The 18,510-nt window shown below is 69.7% G+C and carries 20 protein-coding genes; 16 read left to right on the forward strand and 4 right to left on the reverse strand.

Going from position 1 to position 18,510, the window contains the following annotated elements; all coding sequences use genetic code 11:
* Nucleotides 1–173 precede the first annotated feature (173 nt).
* Nucleotides 174–1,376 carry a class I SAM-dependent methyltransferase gene (locus tag ABD648_RS11835; RefSeq protein ID WP_282215160.1) on the reverse strand — a complete coding sequence of 401 codons (1,203 nt, stop codon included), beginning with the start codon at nt 1,374–1,376 and terminating at the stop codon, nt 174–176.
* Between the two features lie 89 nt (nt 1,377–1,465).
* Between ABD648_RS11835 and ABD648_RS11840 the strand changes: the two genes are divergently transcribed.
* The 10 genes from ABD648_RS11840 (at nt 1,466) to ABD648_RS11885 (ending at nt 11,274) form a co-directional block, all read left to right on the forward strand.
* The gene (locus ABD648_RS11840; protein ID WP_282215161.1) at nt 1,466–2,458 is read left to right on the forward strand and encodes an ABC transporter ATP-binding protein; all 993 of its coding nucleotides are present in this window, start codon (nt 1,466–1,468) and stop codon (nt 2,456–2,458) included.
* Entirely contained in the window at nt 2,455–4,080 is a 1,626-nt protein-coding gene (locus tag ABD648_RS11845) for an ABC transporter permease (RefSeq protein WP_282215162.1), read from the forward strand. Before ABD648_RS11840 ends, ABD648_RS11845 begins: the two co-directional genes overlap by 4 nt.
* A gap of 10 nt (nt 4,081–4,090) precedes the next feature.
* On the forward strand, nt 4,091–4,597 hold the full coding sequence (locus ABD648_RS11850; protein ID WP_282215163.1) for a GbsR/MarR family transcriptional regulator: 507 nt from the start codon (nt 4,091–4,093) through the stop codon (nt 4,595–4,597).
* Nucleotides 4,598–4,712: 115 nt separating this feature from the next.
* A complete protein-coding gene (locus ABD648_RS11855) occupies nt 4,713–5,492 on the forward strand; it encodes a carbon-nitrogen hydrolase family protein (protein WP_282215164.1) in 780 nt (259 codons plus the stop codon).
* Between the two features lie 50 nt (nt 5,493–5,542).
* Entirely contained in the window at nt 5,543–6,985 is a 1,443-nt protein-coding gene (locus ABD648_RS11860) for an APC family permease (RefSeq protein WP_282215165.1), read from the forward strand.
* Between the two features lie 33 nt (nt 6,986–7,018).
* A complete protein-coding gene (locus tag ABD648_RS11865) occupies nt 7,019–7,729 on the forward strand; it encodes a FadR/GntR family transcriptional regulator (RefSeq protein WP_282215166.1) in 711 nt (236 codons plus the stop codon).
* Nucleotides 7,730–8,022: 293 nt separating this feature from the next.
* Complete coding sequence (locus ABD648_RS11870) at nt 8,023–8,430, forward strand: GntR family transcriptional regulator (protein WP_282215167.1); 408 nt, start codon at nt 8,023–8,025, stop codon at nt 8,428–8,430.
* On the forward strand, nt 8,427–9,344 hold the full coding sequence (locus ABD648_RS11875) for an ABC transporter ATP-binding protein (RefSeq protein ID WP_282215168.1): 918 nt from the start codon (nt 8,427–8,429) through the stop codon (nt 9,342–9,344). The genes ABD648_RS11870 and ABD648_RS11875 overlap by 4 nt, the downstream gene beginning before the upstream one ends.
* Entirely contained in the window at nt 9,344–10,030 is a 687-nt protein-coding gene (locus ABD648_RS11880) for a hypothetical protein (protein WP_282215169.1), read from the forward strand. The genes ABD648_RS11875 and ABD648_RS11880 overlap by 1 nt, the downstream gene beginning before the upstream one ends.
* A 137-nt stretch (nt 10,031–10,167) precedes the next feature.
* A complete protein-coding gene (locus tag ABD648_RS11885; RefSeq protein WP_282215170.1) occupies nt 10,168–11,274 on the forward strand; it encodes an FUSC family protein in 1,107 nt (368 codons plus the stop codon).
* Nucleotides 11,275–11,295: 21 nt separating this feature from the next.
* Here ABD648_RS11885 and ABD648_RS11890 read toward each other — a convergent pair whose 3' ends face one another.
* Nucleotides 11,296–12,255: a quinone oxidoreductase family protein gene (locus tag ABD648_RS11890; protein ID WP_282215171.1), complete on the reverse strand. Its 960-nt coding sequence runs from the start codon at nt 12,253–12,255 to the stop codon at nt 11,296–11,298.
* Between the two features lie 81 nt (nt 12,256–12,336).
* Here ABD648_RS11890 and ABD648_RS11895 point away from each other — a divergent pair, with 81 nt between their 5' ends.
* Nucleotides 12,337–12,759, forward strand: coding sequence for a MarR family winged helix-turn-helix transcriptional regulator (locus tag ABD648_RS11895; RefSeq protein WP_282215172.1), 423 nt, complete (start codon nt 12,337–12,339; stop codon nt 12,757–12,759).
* Nucleotides 12,756–13,445, forward strand: coding sequence for a molybdopterin-dependent oxidoreductase (locus tag ABD648_RS11900; protein ID WP_282215173.1), 690 nt, complete (start codon nt 12,756–12,758; stop codon nt 13,443–13,445). Before ABD648_RS11895 ends, ABD648_RS11900 begins: the two co-directional genes overlap by 4 nt.
* Nucleotides 13,446–13,509: 64 nt before the next feature.
* Here ABD648_RS11900 and ABD648_RS11905 read toward each other — a convergent pair whose 3' ends face one another.
* A complete protein-coding gene (locus tag ABD648_RS11905; RefSeq protein WP_282215174.1) occupies nt 13,510–14,091 on the reverse strand; it encodes an ArsR/SmtB family transcription factor in 582 nt (193 codons plus the stop codon).
* Nucleotides 14,092–14,166: 75 nt separating this feature from the next.
* Between ABD648_RS11905 and ABD648_RS11910 the strand changes: the two genes are divergently transcribed.
* Nucleotides 14,167–15,462, forward strand: a complete 1,296-nt coding sequence (locus ABD648_RS11910) for an MFS transporter (RefSeq protein ID WP_282215175.1) — start codon at nt 14,167–14,169, stop codon at nt 15,460–15,462.
* Between the two features lie 6 nt (nt 15,463–15,468).
* Here the strand turns inward: ABD648_RS11910 and ABD648_RS11915 are convergent, their stop codons facing one another.
* Nucleotides 15,469–15,687, reverse strand: coding sequence for an SCO4848 family membrane protein (locus tag ABD648_RS11915; protein WP_282215176.1), 219 nt, complete (start codon nt 15,685–15,687; stop codon nt 15,469–15,471).
* Between the two features lie 94 nt (nt 15,688–15,781).
* Between ABD648_RS11915 and ABD648_RS11920 the strand changes: the two genes are divergently transcribed.
* Genes ABD648_RS11920 through ABD648_RS11930 form a run of 3 tightly spaced genes read left to right on the forward strand, consistent with a single transcriptional unit; the run spans nt 15,782 to nt 18,477 of the window.
* Entirely contained in the window at nt 15,782–16,408 is a 627-nt protein-coding gene (locus tag ABD648_RS11920) for an RNA polymerase sigma factor (RefSeq protein ID WP_282215177.1), read from the forward strand.
* Entirely contained in the window at nt 16,405–16,860 is a 456-nt protein-coding gene (locus ABD648_RS11925) for a hypothetical protein (RefSeq protein WP_282215178.1), read from the forward strand. The genes ABD648_RS11920 and ABD648_RS11925 overlap by 4 nt, the downstream gene beginning before the upstream one ends.
* A gap of 57 nt (nt 16,861–16,917) precedes the next feature.
* Nucleotides 16,918–18,477, forward strand: a complete 1,560-nt coding sequence (locus ABD648_RS11930) for a S8 family peptidase (RefSeq protein ID WP_282215179.1) — start codon at nt 16,918–16,920, stop codon at nt 18,475–18,477.
* Nucleotides 18,478–18,510 lie beyond the last annotated feature (33 nt).

Genomic DNA, 18,510 nt, shown 5'->3' on the forward strand with positions numbered 1-18,510 from the left:
GTACGTCCACGCCTCTTCGCAGCACAGCTCATCGAAAGAAGGACGTGGTCGCGGACTGGTCTTTCGGGCCGTCAGGCCCACAGACCAACGTAACGAAATGGCTGATCAGGGGCAAATCCGCAATCCCGAACGCGCCCGGGTTTCCCCCGCTGACCGGGGGATTGGTCATATGTTCAGCGACGGATGCTGCGCGTCACGGTGAACTTCGCCGTGCGGTGCAGCTGCTCGGTCGCGCCGACGATCCGGGTGAGTTCGGCGCGGTATCCGAGCGAGGAGTTGAAGACCGTGAAGAGCTCGCCACCGGGTCGGAGCAGACGGGCGGCGGCCTCGAACAGACGGGTCGCCGCGCCGGTGTGGACGCTGGTGCCGAGGTGGAAGGGCGGGTTGAGCAGGACGACGTCGGCGCTCGCATCCGCCAGCTCGGATCCGGCATCGTCGTGCGTGACGGTGATCCGGTCGGCCAGCCCGTTCGCCGCGACCGTCGCCCGAGCGGATGCCGCGGCTGCCGCGGACCGGTCGGTCGCGATCACGCGGGCATCCGGATGGGCGAGTGCGTAGGCCGCGGCGAGCGCGCCGGTGCCGCAGCCGAGGTCGATCACGGTCCGGGACGCTTCGACAAGCTCAGCGACCCATCCACCGTCTCCCGCCGCTTCGACAAGCTCAGCGACCCAACCACCCCTGGGTCCCTGAGCTTGTCGAAGGGCCCCCGGCGCGACCCCGAGCACCTCGAGCAGAACCCGGGTGCCGATGTCGAGGCGCGAGCCCGCGAACGCCCCGCCGTGGGCGACGAGGGTCAGCCCGTCGTGCTCCGCGGTCACCGGGAACGGCGGCTCGGCCGGCGCGGGAAGGGGCTCGGATGCCACGACGAGCCGCGACTTCCGCTCCGCCCGTTCGGCCTGCACGCGACCGAAGCTCCGCCCGAGCACCTCGTTCTGGCCCAGGGTCATGTGCTTCACCCGGCCTCCTGCCACGAGCACGGCGTCGGGTGCGGCCCAGCGGGCGACGGCATCCGCGATCTCCTCGAGCTCGGCGAGCGACTTCGGCAGCTGCAGCAGCACGAGCCGCGCGCCTATGAGCAGGTCGCCGTCGAGCTCATGCGAGACGAAACCTGCGAGCCCCAGCTCCTCCGCGTTGCGCGCGAGCGCGCGCCGTCCGGTCGCCAGGTCCTGATGCACGCGGATGCCGCGCAGCCCGGCATCCGTCAATGCCAGGGTGATCGCGCCGTATTCGTCGCCGATGACGGCGATCTCCGCGCCGGGAACCCCGAGCGCGAGCGCCCGCTCGACCAGCAGCACGTCGGTGGCGTCGTACGCCTGGAGGTTGTCCGCCTCGACGTCGGGCCAGCGGCGCAGGCGACTGTAGGGAAACTCCGGCACCAGCCCACTGTACGCGGGCGCCGTAAGGATTCCGCATGGGTTGTTTCGCAGTATTCACAAGATCGTGAAACGGGCGTAGCGTCCCCGCCATGACCACCGTCATCAGCACGCAGAGTCTCACCAAGCACTACGGCCACGTACATGCCCTCGACGGGCTCGACCTCTCCGTCGAACACGGTCAGGTGCACGGCTTCCTCGGCCCGAACGGCGCGGGGAAGTCGACCACGATCCGCATCCTCCTCGGCCTCGCACGACGCACGGGAGGCAGCGCGTCCGTCTTCGGCGAAGACCCGTGGAGCAGCGCCGTCGACCTGCATCGTCGCATCGCCTACGTTCCCGGTGACGTCAGCGTGTGGCCCACGCTGTCCGGCGGCGAGGCCGTCGATCTGCTCGCCCGCCTCCGCGGCGCCCGCACGAAGGAGGCCGCCTACCAGCACGAGAAGACGCGGCTCATGGACGCGTTCCAGTTCGACCCGCGAAAGAAGGGCCGCGCGTACTCCAAGGGGAACCGGCAGAAGGTCGCGCTGATCGCGGCCTTCGCGGTGCCCGCCGACCTCTACATCCTCGACGAGCCGACGAGCGGCCTGGATCCGCTCATGGCCGTGATCTTCCAGCGCGAGGTCGCCCGTGCCCACGCGAACGGTGCGACCGTGCTGCTGTCGAGCCACATCATGAGCGAGGTCGAGCAGCTCTGCGACCGGGTGTCGATCATTCGCGCGGGTCAGATCGTCGAGAGCGGCACCCTCGCCGAACTGCGGCACCTCACCCGCAGCGACGTGTCGTTCACGGCATCCGGCATCTCGCTCGACCAGGTCGAGCGCATCCCCGACGTGCACGACGCCGCACAGCACGACGACCGCTTCCGTCTCGCCGTCGACAGCGACCGCACGGCCGCCGTGCTGCCGGCACTCGCGGCGCTCGGGATCAGCGATCTGCGCGTCGCGCCGCCGTCTCTGGAGGAGCTGTTCCTCCGCCACTACGGCGACGACCTCGCGACGCTCGAAGCCGCCGAGGACGGCCGGCCCGATGACTCCGCGAAGCCGCAGACCCGTCGCGGCCGCCGTCAGAGGGAGCAGGCATGATGTCGACCTTCGGCGTGCTGCTGCGGCAGCGCATCCGGCGCGACTGGCTGCAGCTGACCCTGTGGATCGCCGGTACCGCGGGGATGGCCTTCGCGGGTTACGCGGGCGTCACCCAGTCCTACTCGACGCTCGAGGACCGGCAGAACATCCTGGCCGCCGCTCTCGCGAACCCGGTGATCCTGATGTTCCGCGGCCTGCCGTCCGGCACGTCGGAGGGGGCGTTCCTGGCCTTCGAGATCCTCCCCTGGCTCGCGTTGCTCGCTGCCCTCATGAGCACCTTCCTCGCCGTCCGCCACACCCGCGGCGATGAGGAGGCCGGACGCTCGGAACTCGTCTGGGCGACTCCGGCGGGGAGACGGATGCCGACGATCGTGACCATCGTGCACGGCATCCTCGCCAACCTCGTGCTCGCCGCGCTCACCGCTCTGGCGCTGCTCGCGACCGGCCTGCCGGCAGCGGGATCGGTGCTCTCCGGAGCCGCGGCCGGCGCCACCGGCATCGCGTTCCTCGGCATCGGGCTGCTGGCCGCACAGCTGATGCGCACCGCGCGCGGCGCGAACTCGCTGACCGTGTGGGTGCTCGTGGCGGCCTTCCTGATCCGCGGCATCGGGAACGCGGCCGGCACGCCGAACGACGACCTCTCCGGGATGAAGAGCGCATGGTTCGCGTGGCTCTCGCCCTTCGCCTGGGCGGAGCAGACCCGGCCGTACGACGCCGACCTCCTCGGACCGGTGTTCCTGGGACTCGGTCTCGGTCTCGTGCTCGCCACGGCATCCGTCGCTCTGCAATCGTTGCGCGACATCGACGCGAGCTTCGTGGCCGAGCGCCCCGGTCGGGTGTCGGCGCGGCCCGCCCTCGCGTCTCCCCACGCACTGGTCTGGCGGCTCACCTCGGGCGCGATCGTCGGATGGGCGGTCGGCGGTGCGGTCACCGGCATCCTCGCCACCACGCTGAGCGGACTCGTCGACCAGATCTCCGGCGAGAACCCGGCCGTCGCCGACATCCTGAAGAAGATCGGCGGCGCGACCGGCGGCCTCGACGAGGTCGTGATCACGGTGTTCTTCACGCTCCTCGGCATCCTCGCCGCGTGCTGCGCCGTGCAGACGGTCGTGCGCGCCCGGCAGGAAGAGGCGCGCGGCACCGTGGAGGCCGTTCTGGCCTCACCGGTCGGCCGCGTGCGCTGGCTCGCCGACTACGTGATCGTCGGGACGGCCGCGGTGCTGATCGTCGTCGCGGCGGCCGTGCTGGCCGGGTGGGCGGGGATCCGGTCGACGGATGCCGACGACTCGCTCTACCGGATCGTCGCGGTCGCGGGGCTCGGGCAGGCGGTCGCCGCCTCGGTGTTCACCGTGCTCACCGCGCTGGTGCTCGTGCTCGTGCCGCGCGCGACGATCGGGGTGGCCTGGGCTCTCGTGCTCGTCGCGACCATGCTCGGGATGTTCGGCCCTCTGTTCGGCCTTCCGGAGTGGACCGCGAACATCTCCCCGTTCGCGGTGACCCCGGTGGTCGATGGCGACGGCGTCGATGTCCGCGGACTCTGGTGGCTCGTGCTCGCCGTGGGCGCGGGACTCGCAGCATCCCTCTCGCTCATGCGACGCCGCGAGCTTGCGACGGGCGGATGAGGGGAGCGTGATGGCGGACGACGAGAAGGCGGATGCGGCGGCATCCGACTCTGTCGCGCATCGCGCGACCGGGCCGGCCGAGCAGGCCGCAGCCATGCTGACCGCCGCGGGGATGCCGCGGATGCCGGCACGCGTGATGATGGCGCTGGTCGCCGCCCCTGACGGCGGATACACGGCAGCCCAGATCGGCGACCGCCTCGGCGTCTCAGCGGCTGCCGTCTCGGGCGCCGTCCGCTACCTGCAGCAGCTCCACTTCATCCAGCGCCGTTCCTGGCCCGGCGATCGCCGCGACCGCTACGAGTTCGTGCACGACACGTTCTCGAGCTCGATGGTCGGGAACATCCCCGTGTACACGCGCCTGGCCGCGTACATCGACGAGATCGCCACCGAACACGACGACGACCCGGGCGCTCAGGATCGGGCGACCGAGCTCGCCGAGTTCTTCCGCTATCTCAGCGAACGGATGCTGCAGATCGTCGAGGACTGGCGCGAGCTGCGTCGCGACGCGACGGGCTGAACGACCCGTTCTGCGATCAGGACCTTGCGGATGACACGCGAACGAAACACAATGGACATCAAATAGATCACTTTGATCTGTTTGATAGGTGCATCGACGCACGAGGAGCATCCGCATGACCCTGACCATCGCCGGACTTCAGCATCACGGCACGCCCGGCGATGTCGATGCCAACCTCGCGGTCATCGCCGCGGCGGCGGGCGAGGCGGCCGCGAAAGGGGTGCGCATCCTCGTCACCCCCGAGATGTTCGTCACGGGCTACAACATCGGCGACCGCCTGGCACCGCTGGCGACACCGGACCTCGTCGACCGGATCGCCCGCATCGCCCAGGACAGCGGGATCGCCATCGTCGCCGGCCTCCCGGAGTCCCTCGAGGGCGGTGGCATCACGAATTCCCTGGTGATGATCGACCGCGACGGCTCGGAGCTGCTGCGCTACCGCAAGACCCACCTCTTCGGCGCGCTCGACCGCAGCCTGTTCACCCAGGGCGACGCCCTCCCCGGCATCGTCGAGATCGACGGCGTGCGTGTGTCGGTGCTCATCTGCTACGACGTCGAGTTCCCCGAGACCGTGCGTCGGGCCGCCCTCGACGGAGCGGATGCCGTCATCGTGCCGACCGCGCAGATGGAGCCCTTCGCGCACATCGCCGAGCGGCTCATCCCGGTGCGGGCGTGGGAGAACCAGATCCACGTGATCTACGTCAACCGCGTCGGCATCGAAGGCGATCTCACCTACGTCGGACGCAGCAGCATCGTCGCTCCCGACGGCGAGGTGCTCGCTTCCCTCGGAGCGACAGACAACGGCCTCATGATCGCCACGATCGATCCCGAAGCGACCCGGCGCGCCCGGCAGGAGAACCCGTACCTCGCCGACCGTCGACCCGAGCTCTACTGAACGCCCTCCCCTCCCGCGTCCGTCACCGGACCCTCTGCGAAAGCGACACCATGACCGTCTCCCCTCTTGTCGAGCCGCGCCAGCGCCTCGACGGCCAGCTCGGCACCGGCGCCATCGTCTTCATGGTCATCGCCGCGGCCGCTCCCCTCACCGTCATCGGCGGCAACGTGCCCATCGCCATCGGCGCGGGCAACGGACCAGGGGCGCCGATCGGCTTCGCGCTCGCCGCCGTCATCCTGCTCGTCTTCTCCGTGGGGTTCGTCACCATGACGCCGTTCGTGAAGGAGGCCGGCGCGTTCTTCTCGTACGTGACCGCCGGTCTCGGCTCGCGACTCGGGCTGGGCTCCGCCTTCACCGCCCTGGTCGCCTACACGGCGATCCAGGTCGGGATCTACGGCTACATGGGCTGGGCGGTCGACGATCTCGTCACGTTCTTCGGCGGCCCGAGCCTGCCGTGGTGGCTGTACTCGTTCGCGACGATGGCGATCGTGGCCGTGCTCGGATATCGCCACATCGACCTGAGCGCCAAGGTGCTCGGGGTGGCGCTCGCGCTCGAGATCCTGGTGGTCGTCGTGCTCGATGTGGTCATCTTCGCGACCGGCGGCGCCGAGGGCATCGCACTGGAGACCTTCGACCCGTCGTACGTGTTCTCGGGCGGCATCGGGGTCGCCGTGCTCTTCGCCCTCACCGGGTTCATCGGCTTCGAGGCCACGGCCGTCTTCCGCGACGAGGCCCGCAACCCGGAGAAGACGATCCCGCGCGCGACCTACCTCGCCGTCATCATCATCGGCGTGTTCTACGCCATCTCCTGCTGGGCACTCGTGACCGGCGTCGGCGCGAGCAATGCGGTCGCGGTCGCGCAGCAGACGCTCGCCGGCGAGGGCAACCTGCTGCTCGACACCACGACGCAGTACCTCGGGCCGATCCTGCGCGACGTCGTTCAGGTGCTGCTCATCACGAGCCTCTTCGCGTGCGTGCTGTCGTTCCACAACGTGATCGCCCGCTACCAGTTCACCCTCGCGCAGAAGGCCGTGCTCCCCGCGCGACTCGGCCGCCGCCACGCCTCGCATCACTCGCCGGCGTTCTCGTCGGTCGTGCAGACGATCACCGCTGCGGTCCTGCTCGCGGTCCTCGCACTCCTCGGGCTCGACCCGCTGGTCGGCGTGTTCGGCTCGATGGCCGGCGTCGCCACCGTCGGCATGGTGCTGCTCATGCTGACGACGTCGATCGCCGTTCTCGTGTTCTTCGTCCGCCGTCCGGGGCTCGCCGCCGGACGCTCCTTGGGCGCGAGGGTCTTCCCGATCCTCTCGGTCGTCGGACTCGCCTTCGCGCTCTGGCTGGTGCTGTCGAACTTCACGCTCGTGACCGGCGGAAGCGTCGCCGTGAGCGTCGCACTCGCGCTCATTCCCGTCGCGGCCATGGTCATCGGTATCGTGTTGGGCAGGCGCTTCCGACTCGACACCCAGCCGGTCGAGGAGACCACGGCGGACTGAGACGCGCCGACCGACACGAGACGGGGGAGTGCGATGGACCTGGCCTCCCCCGCCCTCGGCTCGATCCGCCGCACGACCGCTGTCGACACGGTTCGAGCGCGGATCTCGCTCGCCGTCGAGCTCGGAATGCTCATCCCCGGGCAGCGCCTCCCCGGACCGGAAGACACGGCACGGGCGTTCGAGGTCAGCGAGATGACCGTGCGGCGGGCCTATCGACTGCTCAGCGACGAGGGCGTCGTGGTGCGGCGCCCGGGTCACGCCGGCGGCACGTTCATCGCTGACGCGCCCACGGTCGGCACCGTGGTCGAGATCGACGCGTACCGGGCGGATGCCGCGCACGTTCACGCGCTCATCGATCAGCGCGCCACGATCGAGGCGGGGCTCGCAGCCCTCGTGAGCACGCATCCGGATGAGGACTCGCTGGCGCGCATGGACGCACTGGTCGAAGACATGCGGAGTGCGGCGGACTGGACCGGCTTCCGTACCGCAGACAGCGCCTTCCACGCCGCCCTCGCCGAAGCATCCGGGGTCAGCGGCGCAGCCGAGCTCCACCACCGGGTGTCGCACGAGCTCTACGCGTACTTCATCCCGTACCGGATCGACTACCTCCGCGCCTCGAACGATGAGCACGCCCGCCTGGTCGCAGCCCTTCGGGCGCAGGATGCCGCCACCGCGAGCCGTCTCGCCTTCGACCACGTCGCAGAGCTGCACGCCTCGATGTACGTCGGCCTCCCCCGCACCTGACGGCCTCCGGCATCCCCTCGCCCCGCGGCATCCGCCCCTCGCCCCCCCCGGCATCCGTCCCTCACCCCCCGGCATCCGCCGGCCGTGCACGGCTTCGGAGTCCGGACGCGACACGCCGACCGCCCGGTCGCCGTCTCGGCGCGCCGCGGGGAATCTCCGAAGTCGTGCAGTCGCCTGCTCCGAAGTCGTGCCCGGCCGACGACATGGTGCGCGATGCGGAAGGGGTTGACACCCCCTCGGGTTCTATGGTTAGTTAGTCATGTAAGTAACCCATCAACCACCTCGGAGGACCCGTGATCGAAGAAGGCAAGCCGCTCTTCCTCCAGATCGCCGAACAGATCGAGGACTCGATCGTCGACGGTTCCCTCGCCGAGGAAGCCCAGGCACCGTCGACGAACGAGCTCGCCTCGTTCTACCGGATCAACCCCGCCACCGCAGCGAAGGGAGTCGCCATGCTCACCGACAAGGGAGTGCTGTACAAGCGCCGAGGCATCGGCATGTTCGTCGCAGAGGGCGCCAGGGACCTGCTCCTCGGCGAACGCCGCTCGGCATTCGCCGACCGCTACATCGAGCCGCTCCTCGCCGAGGCCCGCACGCTCGGCCTCAGCCCAGACGACCTCGCGGCGCTGCTCCGACAGCGCGCCGCACAGACCACCGAAGAAACCCCGGCCACCATCGCAGAAGGGAAGACCCCCGCATGACCGCCGTCATCGAGGTGCAGAACCTCACCAAGCGCTACAAGGAGAAGCGAGCGCTCGACAACGTCTCGCTCACCATCGAGGGAAACGCCATCTACGGCCTCCTCGGCCGCAACGGCGCCGGCAAGACCACGCTCATGTCGATCCTCACCGCCCAGAACTTCGAGTCCTCCGGCTCCATCAAGGTGTTCGGCGAGCACCCGTACGAGAATGCGCGCGTCCTCGGCCGGATCTGCTTCGTCCGCGAGAGCCAGAAGTACCCGGACGACGCCTATCCCAAGCACGCGTTCAAGGCAGCCAGCCTGTTCTTCCCGAACTGGGACCAGGCGCTCGCCGACGAGCTCGTCGCGGAGTTCCAGCTGCCGATGAAGCAGACGATCAAGAAGCTGTCCCGTGGCCAGCTCTCGGCGGTCGGCGTGATCATCGGCCTGGCGTCCCGTGCCGAGATCACCTTCTTCGACGAGCCCTACCTCGGGCTCGACGCGGTCGCCCGCCAGATCTTCTACGACCGGCTCGTCGAGGACTATGCGGAGCACCCGCGCACTGTGATCCTGTCGTCGCACCTGATCGACGAGGTCTCCAACCTCATCGAGAAGGTCATCGTGATCGACAACGGCCAGATCCTCCTGAACGAGGACACGGATGCCGTCCGCGAGCGCGCCGTCACGATCGTGGGCGACGCCGCCAAGGTCGACGCCTGGGTGGCCGGCCGGGAGGTGCTGCACCGCGAGGCGCTCGGCCGCGTGGCATCCGTCACCGTGCTCGGTCGACTCTCCGCCGAGGAACGCGCCGAGATCACGGCATCCGGTTTGGATCTCGCACCGGTATCCCTGCAGCAGCTCGTCGTGCGACTCACCCAGAAGGCCGAGGCGCACGCTGCCACGGAAGCCACCACCACGAAAGAGGAGGTCCGCTGATGCGACGCACCGTCAACGTCATCCGCCTGCAGCTGATCAACAAGGGCACCTTCCTCTGGTACCCGCTGATGATCCTCGGAGCGGCGACCCTGATCTCGATCCTCATCTACGCGATGATCCCGGTCGACACCCCGAAGTACGGCGGCGGCGGCCAGGCTCCGCTCTGGTACTTCTTCGCCATCGGGATGTCGGCGATGACCCTGACCTTCCCGTTCTCGCAGGCGATGAGCATCACCCGTCGGGAGTTCTTCTTCGGCACGATGCTCACCGCGATCCTCGGCAGCGCCCTCATGGGTGCGCTGTTCCTCATCGGCGGCGGCATCGAGGTCGCCACGAACGGATACGGGGTCAACGGCTACCTGTTCTATCTGCCATGGCTGTGGGATGCCGGACCGGGCGGCGCCTTCGTGGTCTTCTTCACCCTCGCGCTGTTCTTCTTCGTGCTCGGCTTCACCGGAGCGACGATCTACAAGAGCTGGGGGCAGCTCGTGCTCATCATCGTGAGCGTCGCGCTCTCCCTGGTGCTGATCGGACTGGTGTTCCTGGTGACGCGACTGGACCTGTGGAACAACGTCGGCGCGGGGATCATGGACCTCGGCGCGCTCGGTCTCGCGCTCTGGGGGCTCCTCCTCACCGCGGTGCTGACCGGTGTCTCGTTCCTCGCGTTCCGGAGGACGATCCCCTGATCCGTCGCCGATCCTTCGACGCCGGTCGCCCCTCGGGGCGGCCGGCGTCGTCGTGTGAGCGGGCGCGCGCTACCTGCCACCGGCTTCCGACGCAACCGGGTGCCCGCGTCGGATGCCGACGACTAGCGTCACTGCACGTGAAGACATCCTCCGTGCGCACGCGCCGATCCGGCATCGCGCTCTCCCTGCGCGAGGCCGTCCTCCCCGCCCGCCTGCTGTTCGTCGCGAAGACGACGCTCGCCGCGGGGCTCGCCTGGACGATCGCCCCGCACATGCCCGGGGTCACCGACGAGTATCCGTACTACGCACCGCTCGGCGCCCTGGTGAGCATGTATCCGACGCTGATGGGCTCGGTGCGGTCGAGCCTCCAGACGCTGTTCGGGCTGGCTACCGGCATCGGGCTGGCCACGCTGGTCGTGCTGACGATCGGCCCCACCTGGTGGACGGTCCCGCTGATCATCGGCATCGGCGTGCTGCTCTCCGGCACCGGCTGGTTCGGCGTCGGTCGCGAATACGTCCCGATGGCGGCCCTGTTCGTGCTCGCCGTCGGCGGACAGGATGCGGAGGACTTCTCGCTCGGCTACCTGACGCAGATGGCGGTCGGCGTGGTGATCGGCCTGCTCATCAACGTCGTGATCGCGCCCGCACCGCTCACCGGCGAGGCCGAAGCGCGCGTCCGCGCCTTCCGCGAGCAGCTGGCACAGCACCTGCACGACATCGGATCCGCCGTGTCGGAGTCCTGGCCTCCCGAACATGAGCAGTGGGCCGACGACGCGGCGTCCCTCGCCGACACCACCGCCATCCTGCGTGCCGCGCTCGCGGAGGCGGACGAGAGCCGCCTCGGCAATCCGCGAGCCCGCGGCCCGCGCGGCGAGACGCAGCACATCCACGACGAGCTGGCTGCCCTGGATCGGATCGCCCACCTCATCCGCGACATCTCGGATGCCACCGCCGACACGATCTGGGATCGGCCGGCCGCGATGCCCCTCGATCCCGTCCTCCCCGAACCCCTGTCTGCGGCGTGCCATGCGGTCGCGGATGTGATCGCACGGGGAGAGCCGTCCTCCAGCGAGAGTCATCGGGAGCGCGGCGAGGCGGCCCGGGCCATCCGGCTCCTGCTCGAGCAGGTCGACGACCGCACGTTGGATGTGCGCCGCACCATGGGCCCTGGCGTGCTGACGGCGATGCACCTGCGCCGCATCCTGATCCTCAGCGCCGGTCCCGCGAAGACCGACGACGAGTAGCGCCGAACCTGCAGTGCGGTCTCAGATGCGCAGCACGATCTTGCCGAGGTGATGCCCCGCCAGCATCCGATGCGCCTCCCTCACCTGATCGAGGTCGAAGCGGTGCGCGAGGTGCAGTCGAAGAGCGCCTGATTCGACGGCCTCGCTCACCCGCCGCAGGGCAGCCTGCCTCCGATCGCCGTCGTAGTACTGCACCCGAGCATCGTCGACGGCGGGATCGAGGCGCACGCCGTGCGGCACCGCCACCCTGCCCGACGGCTTCACGCCGCGCAATGCGGCGAGCGCACCCGCTCCGCCGGCGGTGATCAGAGCAGCGTCGGCGCCGTCCGGTGCGAAGTTCCGGACGGCCGCTTCGATGTCGTCGACGCGTCCGTCGAACGCGAGGTCGGCACCCAGTTCGCGACTCAGCTCGATGCCGTCATGCCCCGACGCGACCGCGATCGTCCGCGCGCCTCGGAGTCGCGCGAACTGGAGGGCGAGGTGGCCGATGCCGCCGCTGGCGCCGAACACGATCACGGTCGACCCCTCGGCGGGGTTCAGGAGATCCACGCCGCTCTGCGCGGTGACCGCGTCCCATGCGAGGGCGCCCGCCTCTTCGATGGGCAGGCCGGCGGGGACGGGAGACACATGGGCTTCCGGCACCACCGCGAACCGGGCGTAGAAGCCGCCTCGAGGCACGGGCGTCGAAGCCGCGTAGACCCGATCGCCGGGCACGAAGTCCTGCACCGCGTCCCCGACCTGCGCCACGACCCCCGCGCCGTCCCACCCGAGGACGTACGGGAAGGCGGATGCGACACCGAACACGCCGTCGTAGCCGCCCTCGCGCTCCGTCGCGTCCCAGGAGCCCACGCCAGCGGCCTGGACTTCGATGAGGACGTCGTGATCTCCGACCTGCGGCACGGCGATGCTGCGCAGGTGCAGTTCCTCGATTCCACCGAAGCGGTCCAACACGACCGCCTGCATCTGCTCCGCCTTCGTCATGACGACCCCAATCCTTGAGTTGCTCAATTAAATCCACAATTCCTTGAGACAGTCAAGGACTCTCTTCGGTACACTCGGGTCATGGCTCTTCCGAGCGGCCCGACAGCCCCCTCCTCCACCGCCGAGGCGGTGCTCTTCGAGCTGGTCGACGATTACGACCGCGCCTACGAGTCCGCTGCGGAACAGCTCTCGCTCACCGCCGCACAGGCCTGCGTGCTCGGCCGGTTGCACGAGCGCCGAGGGATGGGCTCGCTGGCCGAGGAACTCGGATGCGACGCCTCCAACATCACGCAGCTCGTGTCCCGACTCGAGGCAGTCGGGCTCGTGACACGCGAGCCAGATCCGTCCGACCGCCGAGCTCGTCTCGTCAAGCGCACGAGACGCGGTCACGCGGTCAACAGGCGGTTCGAGGAGGCGTTCGCCTTCGGGCGCACCGCCGTGAGCCGCTTGACGGATGCGGAGCAGCAGCAGCTCACCTTCCTCCTGAAGAAGGCCCTCGGGTGAGCGGGTCGCCGCACCGGCTGCCACCAGGACAGCGTGCCGTCGTCGGATTTCCCCGGTTCGGCATCGACCTCCACGCGCCCCCACCGGTGACGGCATCCGAGATCTCCATCGTCGTCGGCGGCGACGTGGCCGAGGCGCTCGTCATCTCCGACGCTCTCCTGGGATCCTTGCCCCGCACGGCGGTCGACGCCGACCTCCACTGCGTCGCCGGCTGGTCGGCGACGGACCTGAGGTGGGAGGGGTGGCGCTTCGACGACGTACTGAACCGGCTCATCCTGCCTCAGACGCTCGAGGGCGAACGCATCGCCTTCCTCGTGTTCATCGGAGCGGACGGCTACCGCTCGATCGTGACCCGGGAGGATGCTGTCCGCGCGAACGTGCTCCTCGCCGACCGGCTCGACGGCGAACCGCTCACGCCGGAGCACGGCGCGCCGATCCGGCTGGTGAGCCCCGATCAGTACGGCTACATCAACACGAAGCACCTGACGCGCATCGAGCTGCATGTCGAGCAACCCGAGCCGATCTTCCATCCGCGACGCAGCGTGCAGCGCGCGCTCCGCGCAGTGCATCCGCACGACCGGGCTCGCGTCTGGCAGGAGGAGCGGCACCGGTACCTCCCCTCATGGCTCACGCGGCCGCTGTACCGGCTCGTCGTGCGGCTGCCTGCTCCGCGAGCCGATCACTAGGGGGCGACGATCATGGCGATCGCGGACGGGAAGCGACCTGGGGAGGGGCTGCGGAAGTCCGGAATCAGATCGTGTCGTCAGCTGCGATCAGATCGATCTGCCAGAACCGGCCGTCCGGATCCTTCTCGTCGTGCGCCTCGTCCGCGGCGGACGCCGCCTCGTCGAAGACCCGCACGAGGGCGGAGAACTCCGCGTCTGTGAGCCGGATGGTCCGCTGTTGGAAGAGGGCGTGGATCTCGGTCGAACGCCCCTCGAAGTACTCCGGCGACCACGCGATCACACGCTGCACGAGGTCCTGATGCTCGGAAGCGATGGCCCGGAGGACGGCGCCGCCGAGTTCCGCGTCGGCGACGGGGTGCTCGGGATCACCGACGCTCATCGCACCCTTGACGTGCGTCCACACCCGGTCGCGTCGGTCCCGTGCACGGTCCGGCGCCTCGACGATCAGACCGGCGTCGGCAAGGGTGCGCAGGTGGAAGCTCGCACTGTTCGGAGCGACGTCGAGCTCGGTGGCGATGTCGGCGGCGCGCAGGTACTCCCGCCGCGCGAACAGTCGCAGGATCTGCCGTCGGAGCGGATGCGTGTAGGCCTTCAGCATCGCCGAAGTCATCCACACCGGATCCTTCTCCGCGTCGACGCCCGCCATGGGCACGAGCATACCCGCACCCGGAGTTGCGCAATGATACTTGCGCAACTCCGCTTGCGCATTTACGATCAGAGCATGACGAGCCTCCGCGCACCGCACCGACTGTGGCGGAATACCCGCTATCTCACCTGGCTCGTCAGCGACACGAGCCGAGGGCTCGCCGCGACGCTGTTCTCCTTCGCGATCCCGCTGCTCGCACTCATCATCACGAACGACCCCGCCCAGGCCGGCGTCATCGGCGGCGCGGGGATGGTCGCCCGTCTGCTGACGACCCTGGCCGGTGGGATCCTCGCCGACCGTCACGGGCGCATCCGTCTCATGCTGATCGGTTCGCTGCTCGGCATCCTGCTGGCGGGAGCATTCACGCTGCTCGCCATCGGCGACGCCCTCACCTTCGGCTCGCTGCTCACCATCGAAATCCTCCTGGCGGCCCGCAGCGGACTTTTCGACGTCGCCGGAGAGAGCGCGATCAAGGAGATCGTCCCGGACGAGGCGATGGGGCGGGCGCAAGCGGCGAATCAGGGGCGGGATGCTGCGTTGCAGCTCGCCGGCGGACCGATCGGCGGCCTGCTGCTCGGTGTCGGCGGGTGGCTGGTCGGCGTCGCCATGACGTTGTGCCACGCGATCGCCGCCGTGTCGGCCTGGGCGCTCGGACGCGAGGCTCGGCACGCAGGGATCGTCGACGCGGGAGCGGAGGCGGAACCCGCACTGCCGGCGCGCGCGAAGCCGAACGCCTGGGCGGAGCTGCGCGAGGGTTTCGTCTGGTTGTTCTCACGCCCCGACCTCGGCGGGGTGCTACTGATCATCACGGTCATCAACCTGGGCTTCAATGCCGCGATCACCACCGTCATGTACGGACTGCAGCAGGACGGATACTCGACGTTGCTGATCGGCACGCTGGGCGCCGGGGTCGGCGCCGTCATGCTGGTCGGTGCCGTCGTGGCCCCCTTGCTCGTGCCGCGCTTCAGCGCGGGGCTCATCACCGTCGTCGGGCTCTCCGGCGCCACCGTCGGCGCCGTCGCCCTCTCGATGGTCACCGAACCCTGGGCGATCGTCCTGGTGCTGGGGGCATCGGTATTCCTGCTCCCCGCGCTCAACGCGTCGATGATGGGCTACTTCATGGTCGCGACTCCGACCGAGCTTCTCGGCCGGGCGAACAGCGCCGCCGGCGTGCTCGGCATGGGCGCCCTGCCGCTCGCGCCGCTCATCGCCGGGTTCGGTCTCACCTGGGTCGGGCGGGAGTGGACGCTGCTGGCGTGCGCCGGGCTCTGCCTGATCGCTGTCGCCCTCGCCCTCGGCAACCGCGCGCTCCGTGCACTGCCCGTCGAGTCGCAGTGGGCCGCGCACGCGAAACAGTACGAATCGGCCTGATCGGCGTCAGATGGCGCCGGTGAGCGCCGCGATCCCGAGGAGCACCGAGACCAGCGCGAGCACGAGGGCGATCGAGATGAGCACGACATGCACGGTGAGGAACGTCGTCGCCTTGCCGTTCTCGTCGCGCGCACGCGGATCCCTTGCGACCCGCTTGTAGAACTGCGGCCACACGATCGCGTTGAAGGCGGCGTTGAGGAAGAGCACGATGGCGAGGGGGATCACTCCTCCACCGTAGCGACTGCGGGAATTCTTGGACGCGGACATGTATCAGGATGCTCTTGCCGTGCTCCTGGTAGGTGTGATCACAATGGGCTTCATGATCGACGGTGCACCCGGCGCCGCTCTCGATCCTGCTTCGGGCGGTGGCCCTGCGCGCTGGCAGCGAGCCGCGGACCTGTTCGACGCATGGCGCGAGGGCGACGGTCACGCGATGGACGAGCTCGTGCGTCTGATGACGCCCGTGCTCTGGCACGTCGTGCGCGCCTACGGCCTCGAGCGCACCCTCGCCGAAGACGCCGTGCAGACGACGTGGCTGCAGCTCGTGCGCGGGCACGGCTCGATCGCAGACCCGCGGGCCGTGTCGGCCTGGCTCACCACCACCGCGCGACGCGAAGCCTGGAAGGTGGGCAAGGCGAACGGCCGCGTGGACACGACGGATGCCGACGACCTCGACGCCCTGCTCCCCGAGCAGGTCTCCGCCGAGGAGCACGCGACCATCGGCGACGAGAACCGCCGGCTCTGGTCGGCGGTGCGACGACTCGCCGAACGCTGCCAGCGCCTGCTGCGCGTGATCGCGTTCGAGGAGCGGCCCGACTACGCACGGATCGCCGCTGACCTCGGAATGCCGGTCGGCAGCATCGGACCGACCCGCAACCGCTGCCTCGCCAAGCTGCGCGCCCTCTTGGACGCGCCGCCCGCGCCGAAGACGGGAGGACTCTCATGAGCGACCACGAGGACGCCGAGGTCTTCGCCCGACTGCGCACGCTCTGGCGCGAGGTCGACCCGGTGCCCGCCGACCTGATCGACCGCATGGTGGCGGCGGTCGCCGCCGACGGCCTCACGCGCGAGTACGCCCTGCTCACCCTGGTCGAGGGAGAGCTCGGCGCGGTGCGCGGCGAGGCGGATGCCCTCACGCTGCAGTTCAGCGACGGCACCACCAGCATCCTGCTGCACGTCACGACCACGGCCACTGGCCGACGGAGGGTCGACGGGTGGGTCGACACGGCCACGGCCGAGATCGTGCTGACCCAGGGGGAGAGATCGGCGACGACGTCTCCGGCCGAGACCGGGCGCTTCGTCTTCGACGAGGTGCCGGCCGGCCTCACCCGCGTGCGACTGACGACGGGCGACGGCGACGCGACGCGCACGCTGTCGACCCCGCAGTTCGAGCTGTGACGCCGGGCGCTGCCCGTCGATGACACCGCGGGGAGACCCGCACGGAGAGGATGATCCATGGAGCAGCCCAAGGGATGGAGCTGGCAGGACCGCGCGGAGGGTTCGATCCGCCGTGGCACGGCTCTGGATCCGAGTCTCGAGCCGGTCGACGGCATCCGCGCCTTCCCGACCGCGTACCTGCCGCAACGGCTGCTGATCACCCGGACCGACGACGATCACGAGGAGTACGACCAGGAGGTGCGCACTCTCCGCGATGCCGCCGACACCTTCGGCTGGCAGCTCGTGATCGAAGGCGAGTCCCGACGAGCACGCACGCTCGCCGCCGGCGTGCCCGGATTCCTGCGCGCGTACCTGACGACGCCCGATGAGCCCGCCCGCGGCGAATCACCGGTCGCCCCTGATGCCTGGCGGGTGCTGCAGCGGGCGCGGCGCATGTCGCGCTCGACGATGCCGCGCACGAGCCTCGAGCACGTGCTGTCGATCGATCCGGTCGGACTCAATCCGTTCACCCGCACGAACCCGTTCACCCGGACGAACCCCTTCACCCGCACCAACCCGATCCGCGGGGCCGGAGCGGGCGGCAGCGATGACTACCTCGAGCCCGGCCGCGGCGCCAGGCAGCCGGTCAGCTGGCTGGGCCCTGAGCCGCAGCGCGGACCCGATCCGAAGCGCGGGCGGCGACCTGTCGTCGCGGTGCTCGACACCGGCTGCGGCGAGCACGCCTGGCTGCCCGCCGACATCGTCACCCGTCACGTCGAGCTCGACGGCGTGCCGGTGGGGCTCACTGACGAGGCCGATCCCGAGCGGTATCCCGATCTGTACGGTCAGCTCGACGGCGAGATCGATGCGGTCGCCGGGCACGGCACCTTCATCGCCGGCATCGTGCGGCAGGCGGCGCCGGATGCCGACATCCTCTCGGTGCGCGTCGCCGGAGCACTCGGCGTGATCGACGAGAGTGCACTGCTGGAGACGGTCGCCCAGGTCGTCGAGCTGCTGCGCCGGCATCGCGAGGATCCGCGCACCGGCTTCCCGATCGACGTGCTGAACCTCTCGCTCGGCTACTACCACGAGACACCGACCGACGGACTGTTCAGCATGACGCTGTTCGCGCTGCTGGCGAAGGCGCGCGAGCTCGGCTGCGTGGTCGTGTGCTCGGCCGGCAACGACGCGATCGATCGTCCGTCGTTCCCTGCCTCGCTCTGGCCGTGGCCGGGATCGGACAACGGCATCCGTCCTGACTCCGCCGCACCGCACGTGTCGGTCGGCGCGCTCAACCCGTCCGCGCAGTCGGTCGCGCTCTTCTCCAATGTCGGCCCGTGGGTGCAGACCTATGCGCCGGGGGCGGCCGTGGTGAGCACGTCGCCCGCCTTCATCGGCGGCGAGCAGGCGACATCGCGGGCGGACTTCGACGGCCTCCGCCGCGAGACCCTGGATCCGGACGACTACCGCGGCGGGTTCGCGGTGTGGAGCGGCACCTCGTTCGCGGCGCCCTACGTCGCCGGGCGCATCGCGGCCGAGCTCGGCACCGTGCCGGTCGGAGGAGCGAAGACGGATGCCGCCGCCGCAGCCGTGGCCGCCGTGTTGAAGACCCTGCCCGCCCCAGGGGATCGGGGCTGACGCCGCGGCATCCGTTCTTCTCGGCGTCGGCCG

This window comes from Microbacterium luteolum, from assembly GCF_039533965.1.
Taxonomy (GTDB): Bacteria; Actinomycetota; Actinomycetes; order Actinomycetales; family Microbacteriaceae; genus Microbacterium; species Microbacterium luteolum.